Genomic DNA, 17,407 nt, shown 5'->3' on the forward strand with positions numbered 1-17,407 from the left:
CGGACCGGAGCCAGGCTCGCGAGGAGAGGACGTGCGAGGCGCGGTGGCCCGGATCTGCCGGGACGCTGCTCGGCTGCTCCAGGAGGGGCAGGCGGCGCGGGCGTATTCCGGCCTGGTGTCCGCCAGCCGTTCCCTGCCGATGACGCCCCGGCTCGCGGCGGTGCTGGTGCGGTGCGCGCTGAAGGCGGGCACGGAGCGCGCGGTCATCACCCTGCTGGACGCGGCGATGGTGACGGAGCGGGGCGAGGTGCGCCGCGAGGTGCGCCGCCAGCTGTCGCGGGTGTTGCGGCGCACGGGACAGGAAGCGCGCGCCGCGGCGGTGCTCAACGGGCTGTTGATGGACGCGCCGGATGACGCCCGGGCCCGCTTCGTGCTCGACGTGCTGCGCGAGCGGGTGGCGAAGGCGAAGTCGGTGCCGTCGCCGCAGCCCCTGGCGGAGGACGAGGAGTCCCGGACGAAGACCGTGGAGGTGTCCGCGCTGGCGCTGTCGGATCCGGAGCTGGGCAACACGGTGGTGGAGATGCCGGTGGTTTCGGTGCCGGCCCCGCAGGCGTGGGCTCCCCGGGCCGCCACGGTGCAGGTCCCGCTGGGCGAGTGGGCGGAACCGGCACGGACGGCGTCGCGAGGACCGGAGTTCCCCTGGGAAGACGAAGGGCCGGGCAAGGCCCGGGTGGTGACGCCGCCACGGGGAGCGAGGACGATTCCGGAGCCCGTGTCGGCGGGAGCTTCCGGTGCACGAAGTGAGACGGACTCCGGTGCAGGGCTCGCCGGGTCACCCCGCCTCAAGGGGGAAGGCTCCGCTGCGCAGGAGGCTGGCGAGAAGGCACCGGACACGGTGCGCCCTGGAGATGAGGCGCAGGCGCCGAGCGACATGGGCCCTGCTGCATCGGATGGGTCGCCGTCAGCGGTCGAGGCGCGGGCGTCAGATGATGCGGTGAGCGCAGCGGCCTCGGGTGCGGCGTCGTCCGTGAACGCCGCGGATGCGCCTGCGTCCGTCGTCGCATCGCCGTCCGCGCCGGTGCCCGAACCCGTCATCGCGGCGTTGAGCGCATTGATGTTGTCAGGCGAGGCAAAGGCGCCTGAGCGCGTCGAAACGTCATCGTCGTCAGCGGATGCGGCCGAGCACGTCGGTGGAACACCGCCAGCGAGTGCGACGCAGACGCCACTGCTTCCGGACACGGCAGCAGCGTCCGAAGTGAAGGCCATTGCGACGACGACTGAAGCAGCGGCGTCGGATGCGGTGCGGACACCCGACGGGAAGGTTGAGGCGCCGGCGCCTGCTGCCGCGCCACCCGCTTCGCCGTTGTTCGAGGCGACGCAGGTCTTCGGCAAGAAGCTCGAGGAAGCGCCGCCTGCCGATGCCGCACAGGCCTTCGACGGAAAGCCTTCGTCGCAGAAGCCCTCCGAGGAATCTCCGGCCGCGATGACGGCGGCACCCTCGAAGACCTCCGCTCCTGACGAGCCGTCCCCACGCCAGCCGGATGCGGTGCGGGTGCCGGGCGGTCCGTCGAATGCCCCCGACCCGGACGAAGCGACGTCGGAAGTGCTCCCTCCGCGTCCGTCCAGCGCGGTGCTGGTGCCGGGTGCGCCAGCGATGGCGTTCGACGACGAAGAGGCGACCTCGGAGATCATCCCTCCCGAGCGTGTCGAAGCGGAGAAGGGCGCTTCCGCGTCAACGCAGTCCCGTGACGGGAAGCCATCCGCTCCGCGACGGGCCTCCGTGCTGGTCCCCGCCGCTTCGAAGCCCGCGTTCGACGAGGAGGAATCGACTTCGGAAGTCGTCTTCCCGCAGGCGGATTCCCCCGCGCAGGCCGCCACCGCCGCGCCCCGGCGCGACTCCACGCGCGTCCCCTCGGTGAAGCCCTCCGAGCCCCCGGCTTCGGATGCAGCTGCGTCGGCACGCACCGCGGACGAAGGCTCGGAGCGGGCCTGGTCCCAGCGCCAGGAGGCCCAGCTCATCGCGCGCAGCGCCTGGCGCGAGCTGGCCCAGCTGTACCTCAAGCGCGCGGACCGCGCGAAGGACGCCCCCGAGCGCGCCGAAGCCCTCACCCGGCTCGCGGAGGTGATGGAGAACGAGCTCCAGGACTCCGCGGGCGCCGCGCGCATGTACCGGGAGATCGTCGAGCTGACCGGTGAGCGCACTGCGTTGCGTGAACAGGTCCGGCTGTTGTCTCAGCGGGAGGACGCCTCGCTCGTGCGCCGTGCGCTCGATGACGCGATCTCCCGGGCGAGGACCTCGCGGGCCCGCGCCGTGGCCCTGCTGACGCGAGGCGAGCGGCAGCTGAACATGGGCAACCCCGCGAAGGCGCGCGAGGACTTCGAGGCGGCGGATGCGCTCGTGCCCGGAATGCTGCCCGTGCTCGCGGGGCTGGTGCGCAGCGTGTCCGACGACGAGCGCTTCGCCCAGGTCGAGCGCCTGCGCGCCGCCTGTGCCGCCGCGCCGCGCCGCGCGCCGGATCGCCTGGACGCGCTGCGGGTGCTCGCGCGGACCGCGGAGGAGTCCCTGGGCGACCTGCGCATCGCGCAGTGGGCCTGGGCGGAAGTGCTCGCGGAGAGCCCGGACAATGAGCAACCCCGGGAGCACCTGCTGGCGCTCGCGCGCCGCCTGGGCGACCTGCCCGCGCTGAGTGCGTTGCTGCACGCGCAGCTCGCCCGTGAGCCTCGGGGACCGGCCGCGCGCAAGGCGCACCTGGAGCGGATCGCCACGCTGGAGGCGATGGGCGACGCGGGAGCGGCCCTGGCGGAGCTGCGCCAGGCCGTGCGCTTCGAGCCGGGGCACAAGGAAGCCTGGCTGCTGCTCGCGGACCGCTGCACCGAGCGCGAGCAATTCGGCGAGGCCGCCTGGGCGCTGGAGAACGCGGCCACCGCGACGGAGGACGACGAGGAGCGCCAGCACACGTGGGAGCGGCTCGCGCTCTTCTGCCGCGAGGTGCTGCACAACACCGAGAAGGCCCGCCTCTACGCGCGCCGCGCCGAGAGTCTGCGCAAGTCCCGCGAGCAGCGCGCCCATCCGCCATCGCCGGAGCCCGCGCGTCCGGCGCCTTCGCAGGCCGGCGGGGTGCCGCCACCGTCGGTGCTCGTCGCTCCGCCAGTCGCCACGGGCCGGGTGCCCGCGGCGAAGCGCAAGGACCTGTCCGACGAGGTGACGTCCAACACGGACGTCCCGTCGCTGCTCCAGGCGGCGGAGGCCTCGTCCGCCAATGCCCCGGAGAAGCGCTCGACCGGAGCGAAGGACGGCGCGGGCCAGAAGGCCGGGGCTCCAGGGGCCAGCGCGACTGCGCGCAAGGGACGCGGCAACGCGGCAGCACCAGTCGGCTCGACGAACACGGCTGGCGAGGAGCCCGACGCGGCTCCTGGCAACAAGAAGCGAGGGCGCGCGGGGGCTCGGAGTGACACGGCTGAGCGTGCGTCGCGGAAGGAATCAGAGCGAGGCGCGGGAGCGTCTCCAGCCGCGTCGCAGCCTGGGAAGGCCCCCTCGGGAAGCCATGCTCCGGTCGCGGATGTCGCCAAGGCCCCCTCGGGACGGCACGCGTCGGTAGGAGACGCCGCCCAGGGAACGGAAGCGCAGCGCCGCCCCGCATCCGGGAAGGCTCCGGTGGGAAGCCCTGTGTCCCTCGCGGATACAGTGCCGGGCGCGGAGGTCGACCTCCCGCTCAAGGCTCCTTCGGGACGTCACGCTCCGGTGGACACCGCAGCGACGTCCACGGAAGCACCTCGGCAACCCAAGGCGCCCTCGGGACGTCATGCACCGGTAGGAACCTCACCGTTCCCCACGGAAGCACCGCGCCAGCCCAAGGCACCCTCCGGAAGTCATGCGCCAGTCGGTACCGCAGCGCCGGGCACGGACGCCACCCGCCAGCCAAAGGCCCCGTCCGGTCGTCACGCTCCCGTAGGCGCAACGGCATCTGGCGCGGATGCCGCACGCCAGCCGAGGGTTCCGTCCGGCCGTCACGCCTCCGTCGGCGCCACGGCATCCAGCACGGACGCCACCCGCCAGCCCAAGGCTCCATCCGGCCGTCACGGCTCGGTCGCGAGCACTTCGCAAGACGCGGACTCCCCCCGTCGCGCCGCGAAGGCGCCAGCGGAGAGCCCTGTCTCCCTCGCGGAGTCCGCCCCCGCTCCCAGCGGCATGGCTCGGGCCGCGAAGCTGTCTCGCGGCGGCTCGGCCCAGGAACCCGGCCCCACGCAGGACGACGCAACCTCCGCGCCCGACCGCAAGCCGCGAGCCGCCGCCACACCTCCGCGCGAAAGGACCACGGCCTTCGGAGCATCGCTCCCGCTGGACGCGGAGCCCGAAGCCCCGGCGTCGAGCAAGGCCGCCTCCGCTGCGTCCACCTCCGAGGACAACGCCCGTTCCTCCAAGAACGCGGGCACGCAGGTGCGCGAAGCCCCGTCCCGCGTGGAACGCGCCCCGCGCGCCGGACACGCGCCCCGGGTCGCGTTGTCCGCCAGCGGCGTGGAACCCCCTCCGCCTCCCCGTGCCCCGCTGTCCGCCAGTGGCGTGGAACCCCCGGCCCCCGCGCCGCGCGCCATGGCCGGAGCCTCGCGCCCCGTCGCCCCTCCCGCGAAGGGCCGCGCCGCTCCCGAAGCCCCGCCCGACATCCCGCTCCTCAGCCAGATTCCGTCCGAGGACGAAGACGAGGACGCCCAGGAACTCGGCGCCGGGCCCGTGGAGGCCACGAGCGTCATCGCGTGGGAAGCGCCTCCCGGCCGCATGGACCCCGTGCGCCGCATCCACCGCGCCGGCCGTCCCGAAGGCACCGTCTCCGGCCCGGCCCCCACGCGTCCCCAGGCCGGAGGCCGCCCCACCGTCGGCTCCACCGAGACCCGCGAGACGCCCGCCGCCGTCCCGGACGCCGCGCCCCCCGCGGACGCCACCTCCGCGGAGCCGCTCGTCTTCAAGCTCGTGCGGGAGAGCCCGCTCGACCCGAAGCCCTACCGCGGCCTCGTGGACCACTTCGACCAGCGCGGCGACGGCACCCGCGCCGCGCTCATGCGCGAGCTCGCGGACTCCCTGGAGGGCCGCGACGTCCCAGCGCCCCGCGTGCAGCGCACGCCCCTCACCAACCAGGAGCGCGCCGGCCTGCGCCACCCGGGCCTGCGCACCCCGTCCGGGGAGCTGCTCGCGTGCGTGGGCATCGCGCTGTGCCGGCTGTTCCCGTCGCCCGCGCGCATCGCCAACACCACGGAGCCCCTGCGCGCCTCCTCCGGCCCGGGCGCCGCCGCCGTGCTCGACGCGCTGAACGGCGCCGCGCGCCTCCTGGGCGTACCCCTGCCGGAGCTTGTCGCGGGCGACGACGACAGCGCCAACATCACCCCGCTGCACACCAGCGCCCCGCGCCTCGTCGTGGGCCGGCTCCTCGTGCAGCAGCCCCCCACCAACGCCGAGCTGCGCTTCCACGCCGGCCGCGCGCTGTTCTCGCTGTCACCGGACCTGCTCGCCCTGCGCGCCCTGCGCAAGGACCACCTGCTGCGCGCGCTCGCGCTCCTGTCCTCCGTCCTCAAGAACCCCAAGGACGCCGGCGACGACGCCCGCGTGGTGCGCGAGTCCCTGTCTCCCAAGGCCCTGGAGCGCGCCGCCCTCCTGATGGAGCCCGGCACCCGGGACTTCGACGCGAGCCTGCTCGTCGCCGCCGCGCGAGACTCCGCCAACCGCGCGGGGCTCGTCGCCTGCGGAGGCCCCGGGCCCGCGCTCACCGTGCTCCGGGCCCGCCGCCCCAACGACTCGGAGCTGGAGGAGCTGGTCCGCTTCGCCGCCTCCGAGCGCTACCTCGCCCTGCGGGACGCCGCCGAAGCCGGCCGCGGCCGTTAGAGCGGCTTCGCCTGGAAGCGCCTCAGTTCACCAGCAACCGCAGCGTGAGCGACAGCACGCGCCCGTTCAGCCCGCCCAGGTCGTGCTGGTACGCCAGGTCCACGCCGCCGCCCCCGGGCGACAAGAAGCCCGCGCCCACCGTCACGCGCGATATCTTCTGGAAGCCGTCGTACGTGTAGCCCGCGCGCAGCGGAATCGTCTGGTCGAAGATGTACTCCGCGCCGGTGTTGTACGTGAGCACCGTCGAGTCGCGCGTCTCGAAGTCCCCGCGCACGTCGAACGCCACCACCACCACCTGCCCCACGTAGCCCGCGTGCGCGGAGAAGTAGCGCGTCAGCTCCACGTTCTCCGTGTCGATGAGGTTGTTCCCCGACACTCCCAGCGTCAGCTGCTCGCTCAGCCGCACCAGGATGCCCGCGTCCATCGTGATGGAGTTGGCGAAGCGCGACTGGCCATTCAGCCGCAGGTAGTGCCCCGATAGGCCGATGAGCAGCGACTGCCCCAGGGGTATCGCCGCGCCCAGCGTGCTCAGGTTCGCGGACGTGCGCCCCCCGCCGCGCCCCAGCGAAAGCCAGTGGTAGTCCACGCCCAGCGCCAGCCGGCCGCTGCTGGAGTCCGTCAGGTTGATGCCCAGGAAGCCCTCCTTGTTGCGAGGGTCGTACGCCCCCGTGCCCTCGATGCGGTAGGCCGGGTACAGCGCTATCGCCGCCGGATTGCCCAGGAGTGCATCCGCACCCAGGCCCGTGGCCCGGAAGGCGCCGCCCATGCCCTGGGACCGTGCATTCGCGATGTTGCGCAGCTCATCGGCCCGTTCGGTCGTGGCGGCTCGGGCGAGGAAGGGGACCACGGAGAGCGTCAACGACAGGGCGGCGGCGATGGCACGGAGCGGCATGGCACCGGGGAATCTATCCGGCTTGCTGGGGTTCTGGGCCACCAATAGATTCCCCGCCCCATGTCCTCTCCTGACACGAAGGCAGCGAAGCTCATCCGCAAGTGCGTCATCCCCGCCGCCGGCCTGGGCACCCGTTTCCTCCCGGCCACCAAGGCCGTGCCGAAGGAGATGCTGCCCATCGTCGACACGCCCACCCTCCAGTACATCGTGGAGGAGGCCGTCGCCGCGGGCATCGAGGACGTCGTCGTCATCAACGGCCGCGGCAAGGGCGCCATCGAGGACCACTTCGACATCGGCTTCGAGCTGGAGACCACGCTGCGCGCCCGCGGCAAGACGGCGGACGCGGACAAGCTGCGCGCCATCGCGAACCTGGTGCGCATCATCAGCGTGCGCCAGAAGGAGCCGCTCGGCCTGGGCCACGCGGTGCTGTGCGCCAAGAGCGTCATCGGCGACGAGCCCTTCGGCGTCCTCCTGGGCGACGACATGATCGACTCGGAGGATCCGGGCATCGGCCAGCTCGCGCGCATCTACCAGCAGCACCAGAAGGCCGTCATCGCGCTGATGGAGGTCCCCGACAGTGAGACGCACATGTACGGCATCGCCGCGGGCAAGGACCTGGGCAACGGCGTCATTCAAATCGACCACGTGGTGGAGAAGCCCAAGAAGGGCACCGCCCCGTCGAACCTGGCGGTGATTGGCCGCTACGTGCTGCCCCCGTCCATCTTCCCCATCCTGGAGAAGCAGACCACGGGCGTGGGCGGGGAAATCCAGCTCACGGACGGCCTGGCCACGCTCCAGAAGACCGAAGGTCTGCTGGGCTACAAGTTCCAGGGCCAGCGCTACGACGCCGGTGACAAGGTGGGTTACCTCAAGGCGAACATCGCCTATGCGCTCAAGCGCCCCGACCTGCGCGGAGGGCTCCTGGAGTACCTGCGCGAGGTCGTCAAGACGGAGAAGCCGTGAAGCGTCTCATCGCTGTATCCGCAGTCCTCGTGTCCCTCGCCGCCGGCGCCTACGTGCTGCCCGGCGGCTCCATCCTGCGGCGCATGGCCACCGCGCGGGAGGAGAAGCGCCTGTCGGCCTTCCGCGTGGAAGGCTCCGTCATCTTCTCCTCCACGGGTGTGGCGGAGGCGGGGGCCGCCCTCAACGTCCCCACGGACCGCCCGGAGCTCCAGGGTGACGGCGTGCTGTCCGTGAAGATTCCGGGCCGCTGCCGCTTCGACGCGAGCTCGCCGGACAGCAGCCTCAAGTCCTCCACCGTGCAGGTCTCCGGCAAGAAGCGCGTGGAGGGCAAGGAGATGCCTGCCGTCTCCGTGCTGGTGGCCCAGGTGTGCGCCATCCTCGCGCAGGACGCGGGCAGCGTGCAGGACACCAAGCTCGCCCAGGAGGCCTACCTCCAGGGGCTGGGCGTCAACACGAAGGTCACGTCGCTCGCGCGCTTCGGCGGTGAGGTGGCCTTCGTCCTGGGAGACCCCGCGGAGGGCAAGCCCCAGTTCTGGGTCTACAAGGACGCCTTTCGGCCCGCGCGGCTGCGCTACTCGGACGCGTCCGGGGCGGCCTGGGACGTGCGCTTCCTGGACTACGCCTCGCCGGCCACCGGCGACTGGATGCCCCGCACGGTGGAGGTGTGGAAGGCGGGCCAGCGCGTGGTTCGCTTCACCGCCCTCAAGGCGGACAACCGCTCGGCCGTGCCGGACACGCTCTTCAAGTAGCGGCGCGCTTCGATTCGCTTGCGGCGGGCGGGGCTGACGGTGAAAGTCCCGCCCGTTCCAGGACCGGGATATCCCCGGTTCCCGGCGCGGAGGCGATTCGCATGAAGCTCCATGGCAACCCGATGAGCACGTGTACCCGCAAGGTCCTCACCGTCCTGGCGGAGAAGGGCCACGAGGTCGAGTTCATCAACATCGACCTGCAGAAGGGCGAGCAGAAGTCGCCCGCGCACGTGGCGCGCCAGCCCTTTGGCGTGGTGCCCGCGCTGGAGCTGGACGACGGCTTTGTCATGTACGAGTCGCGCGCCATCAGCCGCTTCCTGGACCGCACCCTGCCGGGCCCGTCGCTGACGCCCGCGGACCCCAAGGCCTACGCGCTGATGGAGCAGTTCATCGGCGTGGAGCAGTCCTACTTCTCCGGCCCGGCGATGAAGATCGTCATGGAGCGCTTCCGGGGCACCAACAACGAGGAGAACATCGCCAAGGGCCGCGAGGGCCTGAAGCGTCCGCTGGAGGTCCTCGACGCGGCGCTGGCGACCCGGCCGTACCTGGCGGGCAATGACTTCACGCTCGCCGAGGTCTGCTTCGCGCCGTACATGGAGTACCTCTTCGTCATGGGGGAGAAGGACACCGTGGCCCCGTACAAGAACGTGATGGCCTGGTGGGACCGCGTGTCCAACCGCCCGTCCGTGAAGAAGGCCGCCGGCCGCTAGCCCGCCCGCTCGTCCCTCTTCCCCGCAGGCCACCCGGGCCTCTTCCGCACCCTGTCTTCCAGGGTCGGGAGGGGCCCTTCGTGTTTCCAGGGCACCGGGGATGTCAGACGCCCGGGGCACAGTGGATCCCGGGTGCAGGACGGGCGGGCCGGGGAACTGGCGGCAAGAGGTCGGTCATGGAGCAAGAGCACTTCGCGCTGGGTGGTTTTCCTCGGGCACAGGCAGAGGCCCCCTCTCGCGGTTCCATTCCGTTGCGGACGCGGCGTACGGATGTGGGAAGGGAAGTGTCGCAGCGGGAGCACGCCGCTACAGTGCGCCCCGTCGTGAGCGCCACTCCCGCCCAACTTGCCTCTGTCGCCGTGGGCCGTCCCGTGCGCGGGGAGTTCACCTACCTGGTGCCGGAGGCGCTCGGGGAAAAGCTCGCCCCGGGGCAGCGCGTGCTCGTGCCCTTCGGCCGGGGCATGGCGCTGGGCTTCTACCTGGGGCCCGCGAACGCGCCAGTGGAAGGCGGCGTGCGGCTCAAGCCCATCCAGCGCGTGCTGGAGGACTCGCCGTCCCTCCCCAAGGACCTCATCGCGCTCCTGCGCTTCACCGCGGAGCACTACCGCTATCCGCTGGGCGAGGTGATCCGCGGCGCGCTGCCGCCGGGCCTCTCCACCGCGGTGGATGAGAAGGAAGCGAAGCCGGACATCCAGTTCTTCGTGGAGGCGCTCATCACGGAGGTGCCTCCGCAGCTGGCTCGCGCCCCGGCGCAGGCCGCGGTGCTCCAGTACCTCCTGGCGGTGGGTGGACGCGCGCCGCTGGACGAGGTGACGCACGCCATCCCCGGCGCGCGCGAGACGCTGAAGAAGCTGGCCACGCGCAAGTTCGTGAAGTGGGTGGAGGTGACGCTGCAGCCCGGCGTGCGCGAGGGCCTGGTGCAGAACCGCCCGGACCGACTCACCCCGGAGCAGGCCCTGGCGGTGAAGGAGTTGCAGGGCGCCGTCGACGCGGGCGGCTTCCAGCCGTACCTCCTGCACGGCGTCACCGGCAGCGGCAAGACGGAGGTGTACCTGCGCGCGGTGGAGCACACGCTCGCGCGCGGCCTGGGCAGCCTGGTGCTGGTGCCCGAAATCGCGCTGACGCCGCAGCTGGTGGGGCGCTTCCGCAGCCGCTTCGGCGGCGACGTGGCGGTGCTGCACTCGGGGCTGAAGGACCGCGAGCGGCTGTTCCATTGGCAGGCGTTGCGCAAGGGCACGGTGAAGATCGCCGTGGGCGTGCGCTCGGCGGTGTTCGCGCCGGTGGAGCACCTGGGGCTCATCGTCGTGGACGAGGAGCACGACCCGTCCTTCAAGCAGGACGAGAAGCTGCGCTATCAGGCGCGCGACCTGGCGGTGGTGCGCGGCAAGCAGGCCAGCGCGGTGGTGGTGCTGGGCTCCGCGACGCCTTCGCTGGAGACGCTCCAGAACACGCGCTCTGGCCGCTACAAGCTGATTGAGCTGAAGAACCGCGTGGACGACCGGCCCATGCCCACCATCAACCTGGTGGACCTGCGCGTGGAGCGTCCGCGCGAGGGCCAGGTGACGGAAGAGGCGCCCATCTTGAGCCCGCAGATGCTCCAGGCCATGGAGGAGACGGTGGCCAAGGGGCAGCAGGTCATCCTGTTCCTCAACCGCCGCGGCCACAGCACCATCCTCCTGTGCGAGGTGTGTGGCCTGTCGCTCAAGTGCCAGGACTGCGACGTGTGCATGACGCACCACCGCTCGCAGAACCGGGTGGTGTGCCACTACTGCGGCGTGGCCTTCCCGGTCCCGGACAGCTGCCGCGAGTGCACCGGCCCGCTGCTCAAGCTCGGCATCGGCACGGAGCGTGTGGAGGCGGAGGTCCTGGAGCGGATGCCGCACGCACGCGTAGCGCGGCTGGACCGGGACTCCGCGACGAGCGCGGAGAAGCTGACGGAGCTGCTGGCCTCCTTCGCGCGGCGGGAGCTCGACGTGCTGGTGGGCACCCAGATGGTGGCCAAGGGGCACGACTTCCCGGGCGTGACGCTGGTGTGCGTGGTGATGGCGGACACCTCCCTGGCGATTCCCGATTTCCGAGCCGCTGAGCGGACCTTCCACCTGTTGACCCAGGTGGCGGGGCGCGCGGGGCGTGGGAAGGACCCGGGGCGGGTGTTGGTGCAGACCTACAATCCGGACGCGGAGCCGGTGAAGCGGATGCTGGCGCACGACTTCGACGGGTTCTCCAAGCAGGAGCTGGAGTGGCGCAAGGCGTTGGCCTATCCGCCCTTCGCGCGCATGGCGTCCGTCCGGCTGGAGGGTGAGCACCCGGAGCAGACCGCGGGTGTGGCTCGGTTCCTGGGGAACCTGGTGGGACGACACATGCCGCCGGCGTCGGCGGGGGTGCGCCTGTTGGGGCCGGCCCTGGCGCCCATTGCCCGCATCCGGGGCAAGACGCGCTGGCAGTTGCTCCTGAAGGCGCCGACGCATGCGGCGCTCGCCCCACTGCTCGCCCGGTTGGAGGCGGCGTTGGCGGATGTGCCCAATGGGGTGAAGGTCGTCATCGACGTGGATCCCGGGGCCATGCTGTAGACTCCCTGGCTCCCCCATGGGCGCCTCGGTCCTCCTCGTACACGACGATATCGCCACCATCGCCGCCGTCCGGCGACTGCTGTCCCGCGAAGGGCACGAGGTCATCCTCGCGACTTCCGCCGCGGACGCGCTCATTGCATTCGGGCATCACCTGCCGGAGCTCATCGTGCTCGCACCGAGCGTGGAGAGCGACCGCGGGCGCGTGGTGTTGGAGGAGCTGGTGCAGCACCCGGAAGGCCACAAGGCTCGGGTGCTGCTGCTGAGTGAGCCCATCGAAGGCTTCAGCGCTCCGGTGGCGCCGCTGCCCCTGGACGGGCCGAGCTTCGTGACGCTGGTGGACACGTTGATCCGCGCGCCGGCGGAGGCGGATGGCTGGCGCGTGGTGGAGAACCGGACGCTGCAGGAGCCGGCGAAGGGGAGCGCCCCGGCGGCGGACGAGGCCTGGCATGCGACGGCGCCGCGCTCGGTGGGCGGGGACCCCGCGCTGGCGAACGCGCTGTTCGGGGACCTGGCGCCGCTGAACCAGACGGACTGGGAAGTGGCGGCGATGACGCGCGAGGAGCGCAGCGCGCACGCCGTGCACCAGCAGCGCGAGCGCAGCACCCACCTGGCGATGAACGCCGCGCTGGAGCAGGCGCACCTGGAAGTGGAGACGGAGGCGATCGCCTCCATCGACTCCGCGCTGACGGTGGGCACGAAGTCGCAGTGGACCGGGGCGACGGAGGAGGGTGACTCCGGCGAGGCATGGGGCGAGGAGGATCCGGACGCGAGCGTCGGCAGTGAGTGGGACGCGGAGCCGCCGAACGCGGAAGGGGTGGACGAGGGCCGTCCACCGGAAGCGCGCACCACGTTGCGCTTTCCGTTCCCGAACGAGGAGGGCGAGGAAGAGGCGCCCGCCGAGGGGCAGCTCGCGTTCCGTGAAGAGCGGCTCACCCCGCCGGGGCTGAAGCCGGTGAAGCCCGCGCCAAAGCTGGGGGACGAGGGGTTCTTCGACGTCGACTCGGACGAGGAGGCGAAGGCGTCGGAGCCGGAGGGCTCGGAGCCGCTGGCGTGGAAGGAGCTGGAGCCGGATCCGGAGCTGGAGGCGCGTGCGTCTCCGGGCGGCGTGGAAGACTCCGACGAGACGGACTTCGGTTCGGTCGCGGACGACGTGGCGGCGGAGGAGCGAGCCGCGGCGGCGGGTGGGGCGGAGGAGGACGCGCCCTCGGAGCCGACCGCGGAGGAGCTGGCGGCGGCGGGCCTGTCGAACTGGGACGTGCTGGAGGCGGACCTCAAGGCCTCCGCCGAGGCGCGCGAGCAGGAGGATGAGGAGTCCTCCTCGGACGCCGCGAAGCCGGTGGGTTCGGACTGGTTCGACTCCGAGACCGTCGAGGAGGCGAAGTCGGAGGGCTCCAAGCCCCTCCAGTGGGCGGAGTCGTCGGGCACCGCGAGCCCGACGGATGCGGCACGCGCGAAGATTGATGACGCGAAGCCGGGCAAGGAGGCGTCGCGTCCGGATGAGGCCAAGGAGTCGCGCGATGGAGGAACGGCGGACAGCACCGCGCCGCGCGTGAACACCGAGAGGCCGCTGCGTGTCGCGGCCCGTGTCCCGCTGCGCTCGTCGGGCAAGAGCAGCGCGGGTGTCGTGGCGAGCGTGGGTGTCTCGTCCGCGAGCCCAGGCGATGCAGCAGGAGCGGGTGGAAGCGCCGCGGCCTCGGGCAATGCGGCAGGCTCGGGAGGCAGCGCCGCGGGCCTGAGCGACAAGTCCGGTGCTTCGGCAACGGGAGGCACCTCCACGCGTCCGGGCAACGAGTCCGGAGTGGGCGATGCGGCACGTGCAGGTGGCACCTCGCTTCCTGACAATGCGTCCGGTGCCGTTGTCGCGGCAGGAGCAGGGGATGCGGTGACGCCACCTGGCTCCTCCGCGAATCCGCGCGACGGTGCCGCGGATGCAGTTGGTGCCTCGTCGCGCGAGAACGCCCGGCTGGAAGTCCAGGCACCGTCGTCGCCGCTGCAGGTGCCCGGAGGCCTGCAGCGGGCGAACAAGACGCGCACCCAGGAGCAGGAAGCCTCCGCTCCAGCGCGCCCGGACGCGGCCGAGCCGTCGTCGGAGCTCGCCGCGGAGCTGGAGTCACTGCGCGAGGAGCTCGCGCTGGCCCACGCCGCCATCGAGGAGGCGGAGGCCCGGGCCGCGGACGCGGAAGCCCTGGCCGAATCGGAGCAGTCGCTCCGCGTCGAGCTGGAAGAGCGCATCGCGAGCGAAGAGCGAGCACGCGAAGACGCGAGGCTCGAAGCGGACGCGGAGGTGGAGGCCCGGAGCGCAGTGGAGGTGAGGGCCGAAGCGGAGGTCCACGCTCGCGCCCGAGCCGAGTCCCTGTTGAAGCAGGCCTCGGCGGCCCATGAGGCCTCGGAAGTCCGGGCCGAGTCGGCGACGGAGGCCCTCGCGGAGGTCGAGGCACGGCTCGCCTCCGAGGCCGGAAGCCGCGTGGAGGCCGAAGCCCGCGCGGAAGCCGAGGCGCGCGACCGCCGCGAAGCCGAAGCCCTCGCGGAGATGGCCCGGCTCGAGCTCGTCGAACTCGAGAAGCGGCTCGCCACGGAGGTCCAGGCGCGCGAGGAGGCCGAGCTCCGAGCCCGCCAGGAAGCGCAGTCGCGCGAGGAAGCCGAAGCCCGCGCGGAGCTGGAGCAGGCCGCACGCGCGGACGTGGAAGCGCGGCTCGAAGCCGAGACCGAAGCCAGGATCGCGGCCGAAGCCCGCGTGGAAGCCGAATCCAAGGCCCGCGAGGACACGCGTCAGCGAGCGCAATCCGAGTCCGCGCAGGCGGAGAGCCGCGACACCGAGGACGCCGCGCTCCGTGCGGACCTGGAGGCGCGGCGTGCCGAGGCGGAAGCCAGGGCTGAAGCGGAGGCGAAGGCCCGCACCGCCGCCGAAGCGAAGGTGAAGCACTCCGCGCAGGCGCTGTCCCTGGTGGAGGTGCGAGCGCACCAACTGGCCCAGTCGCTGGCCGAGTCCGAAGCGAAGTCGAAGCACTCCGCGCAGGCGCTGGCCCAGGCGGAGACGCGGGTGCAGCAGGCCACGCAGGCGCTGGCGCAGTCCGAGGCGAAGGCGAAGCAGTCCGCGCAGGCCTTGGCGCAGGTGGAGGCCAGGGCGCAGCAACTGGCGCAGGTGCTGCTCCAGGGCGAAGCCAAGGCAAGACAGTCCGCCCAGGCGGTGAGCCAGGCCGAAAGCCGCGCCACGCAAGCCGAGGAGGCCCGCGCCGCCGCGGAAGCCACCGCCGAACGAAACGCCGAAGCCCTGCTCCAGGCGGAAGCCCGCGTGGAGCAACTGACGCAGGCCCTGAATCAGGCCGAAGCGCGAGCCACCGAAGCCGAGAAAGCCCGCGACGCCAACACCGAGCAGCTGGCGCAGGCACGGGCCGAAGCAGGGGCCCGAGCGGAGCAACTCCAGCAGCTCCAGTCCAACTCGGGGAGCCGCGAGGACCAGTTCACGCAGGCCCAGGCCGAAGCCCAGGCTCGCATCGAGCAGCTCACGCAGGCGCTCGCGGAAGCGGAAGCCCGCATCGAACAGCTCACGCAGGCGCGCACCGAGGCTGATGCCCACGCGGATCAGCTCACGCAGGAGCGCACCGAGGCTGAAGCCCGCATCGAACAGCTCACGCAGGCGCGCACCGAGGCTGATGCCCACGCGGATCAGCTCACGCAGGAGCGCACCGAGGCTGAAGCCCGCATCGAACAGCTCACGCAGGAGCGCACCGAGGCTGAAGCCCGCATCGAACAGTTCACGCAGGCGCGCACCGAGGCTGAAGCCCGCATCGAACAGCTCACGCAGGCACGAGCCGAAGCAGAGGCCCGCGCGGAGCAGTTCCTTCAGGTGCGCACGGAAGCGGAAGCCCGCGCGGATCAGCTCGCGCAAGCACGCACCGAGGCCCAGGCTCGCATCGATCAGCTCACGCAGGCGCGCACGGAAACCGAGGCACGCGCGGAGGAGTCCACCCGCGTTGGCACCGAGGCCCAGGCTCGCATCGAGCAGCTCACGCAGGAGCTGACCCAGGCCCAGGCCCGGGCGGATCAACTCGCGCAGTCCCTCGCCCAGGCGGAGTCCCGCGCCGAGCAGTCCACGCACGCCCGGACCGACGCGGACGAACTCGCGCGGACCCGCATGGCCCAGGCCGAACAGGCTCGCGCCGAAGCGGAAGCCACCGCCGAACAGCAGCTCCAGGCCCGCACCGCCGCGGAAACCCGCGCCCTCCAGGCCGAGCAGAAGGCCGCCGAAGCCACCGCCAAGGCCACATCCGAAGGCCGGCTGCGCACCGTGCTGGAAGTCCGCCTCGACTCCGAAGGCCGGGCACGCCAGGACCTCGAAGCCCGCCTCGAAACCGAGTCCCAGGCCCGCACCGCCGCGGAATCCCGTCTCGCCGCCGAGACCCAGGCACGCACCGAAGCCGAAGCCCGCGCCCGCTCCGAATCCACGGACCTCACGCAGGCCAAGGACACCCTGCAAGCGCAGCTCGACCAGCTCCGTGAGGAACTCACCCGCGAGCGCGAAACCCGCGCGAGGCTCGAAGCCGAAGCCGTCGAACAGCGCCTCCAGGCCGAACGCGAGCGCGAACAACTCGAAGCCCGAGCGCAGCGGGACGCGGAAGAAGCCGCGGCCCAGGCCCGCGCCACCATCATCCCCCTCGAATCGCCCGGCCGCCCGGAGATGGCGGTGGCCCGCAGCGGCAGCCTCACTCAAGAGGGCCTCTCGCGCCTCATCCTGCGGCTCTGCGACGCGCGCATGGAGGTGCGCCTGGAGCTCAAGGTGATGAACGCCTTGCGCGTCCTCTGGCTGCGCGACGGAGCCCTGGTCGGCGCCGCGTCCTCCGCGCAGGGCGAGTCGCTCGTCGACCGCGCCCGCGCGGACGGCCTCATCGACGCGCGCCAGGAAGCCGAGCTGCGGCTCGTGCGCAGCGCCACCACCGGCACGCTGCTGGAAGCCCTGCGCGGGCGCGGCTACGTGCGCGAGGCCGAATCCGTCCCGCTGGTCCAGCGCTACACCGAACAGGTCTTCCTGGACGCGCTCGCGGAGCCCTCCACGCTCTACCGTCTGGTGCCGGAGCCCGCGCCCCACGAGGTGGCGCTCGCCGCCGCCACGCGTCCGCCGCTGCACCTGCTCGCGGAAGGGCTGCGCAACACGCTCACCGCCGAATCGCTCCTGGACGCAGCGGGCTCGCTGCGCGCCCAGGTCTCCCGAGGCGACGCGCACATGCCCCCCGCGGACTTCGGCCTCTCCGCCCGCGAGCTCCAGCTCCTCCAGGCCGTGGACGGCGAACGCACGCTGGAGTCACTGCTCCTGGGCGCGGGCCTGCCGCAGGACGGCGCGCTCAAGACGCTCGCGGTGGCGAGGACGCTGGGCCTCATCGCGCTGCATCCGCCGTCGGAGGACGCCCACGGCGGCCTGCCGCCGGAGCTGGACGTGCACCGCCTGGAGGCCAAGTTCGAGGAGATCCAGGACGCGGACTACTTCACCGTGTTGGGGCTCGCACGCTCGGCCGGGAGTGAGGAGGTCAAGCGGGCCTACGCGCTGCTCGCCGCCGAGTTCCACCCGCTGCGCTTCGCCGGACATCCGGACCCCGCGCTCCAGCACCGCGCGCAGCAGATTCGCGCGGTGTTGACGGAGGCCGCCCGGGCGTTGGGAGACGACCGCCTGCGGGGCGAGTACGCCCGTAATCTGCTCGACTGATGCCCGGTGGAAC

The 17,407-nt window shown here is 72.3% G+C and carries 7 protein-coding genes; 6 read left to right on the forward strand and 1 reads right to left on the reverse strand.

Going from position 1 to position 17,407, the window contains the following annotated elements; translation table 11 throughout:
- Positions 1–31: 31 nt before the first annotated feature.
- Positions 32–5,812 (forward strand): hypothetical protein, encoded by a 5,781-nt coding sequence (locus D7X30_RS30940; protein ID WP_120566579.1) that lies wholly within the window; start codon positions 32–34, stop codon positions 5,810–5,812.
- Between the two features lie 22 nt (positions 5,813–5,834).
- Here the strand turns inward: D7X30_RS30940 and D7X30_RS30945 are convergent, their stop codons facing one another.
- The gene (locus tag D7X30_RS30945; protein WP_120566580.1) at positions 5,835–6,704 is read right to left on the reverse strand and encodes a hypothetical protein; all 870 of its coding nucleotides are present in this window, start codon (positions 6,702–6,704) and stop codon (positions 5,835–5,837) included.
- 60 nt (positions 6,705–6,764) lie between these two features.
- On the opposite strand from D7X30_RS30945, the gene galU reads away from it, so the two are divergent.
- The 5 genes from galU to D7X30_RS30970 all read left to right on the forward strand — a co-directional run bounded on the left by galU (position 6,765) and on the right by D7X30_RS30970 (position 17,394).
- Complete coding sequence (galU, locus tag D7X30_RS30950; RefSeq protein ID WP_120566581.1) at positions 6,765–7,667, forward strand: UTP--glucose-1-phosphate uridylyltransferase GalU; 903 nt, start codon at positions 6,765–6,767, stop codon at positions 7,665–7,667.
- On the forward strand, positions 7,664–8,416 hold the full coding sequence (locus tag D7X30_RS30955) for a hypothetical protein (protein ID WP_120566582.1): 753 nt from the start codon (positions 7,664–7,666) through the stop codon (positions 8,414–8,416). The genes galU and D7X30_RS30955 overlap by 4 nt, the downstream gene beginning before the upstream one ends.
- 101 nt (positions 8,417–8,517) lie before the next feature.
- Positions 8,518–9,126: a glutathione S-transferase family protein gene (locus tag D7X30_RS30960; protein ID WP_120566583.1), complete on the forward strand. Its 609-nt coding sequence runs from the start codon at positions 8,518–8,520 to the stop codon at positions 9,124–9,126.
- A 176-nt stretch (positions 9,127–9,302) separates the two neighbouring features.
- On the forward strand, positions 9,303–11,696 hold the full coding sequence (gene priA, locus D7X30_RS30965) for a primosomal protein N' (RefSeq protein WP_120566584.1): 2,394 nt from the start codon (positions 9,303–9,305) through the stop codon (positions 11,694–11,696).
- Positions 11,697–11,712: 16 nt separating this feature from the next.
- Positions 11,713–17,394, forward strand: a complete 5,682-nt coding sequence (locus tag D7X30_RS30970; RefSeq protein ID WP_120566585.1) for a response regulator — start codon at positions 11,713–11,715, stop codon at positions 17,392–17,394.
- Positions 17,395–17,407 lie beyond the last annotated feature (13 nt).

It is taken from the genome of Corallococcus sp. AB011P, assembly GCF_003611605.1.
GTDB lineage: Bacteria > Myxococcota > Myxococcia > Myxococcales > Myxococcaceae > Corallococcus > Corallococcus coralloides.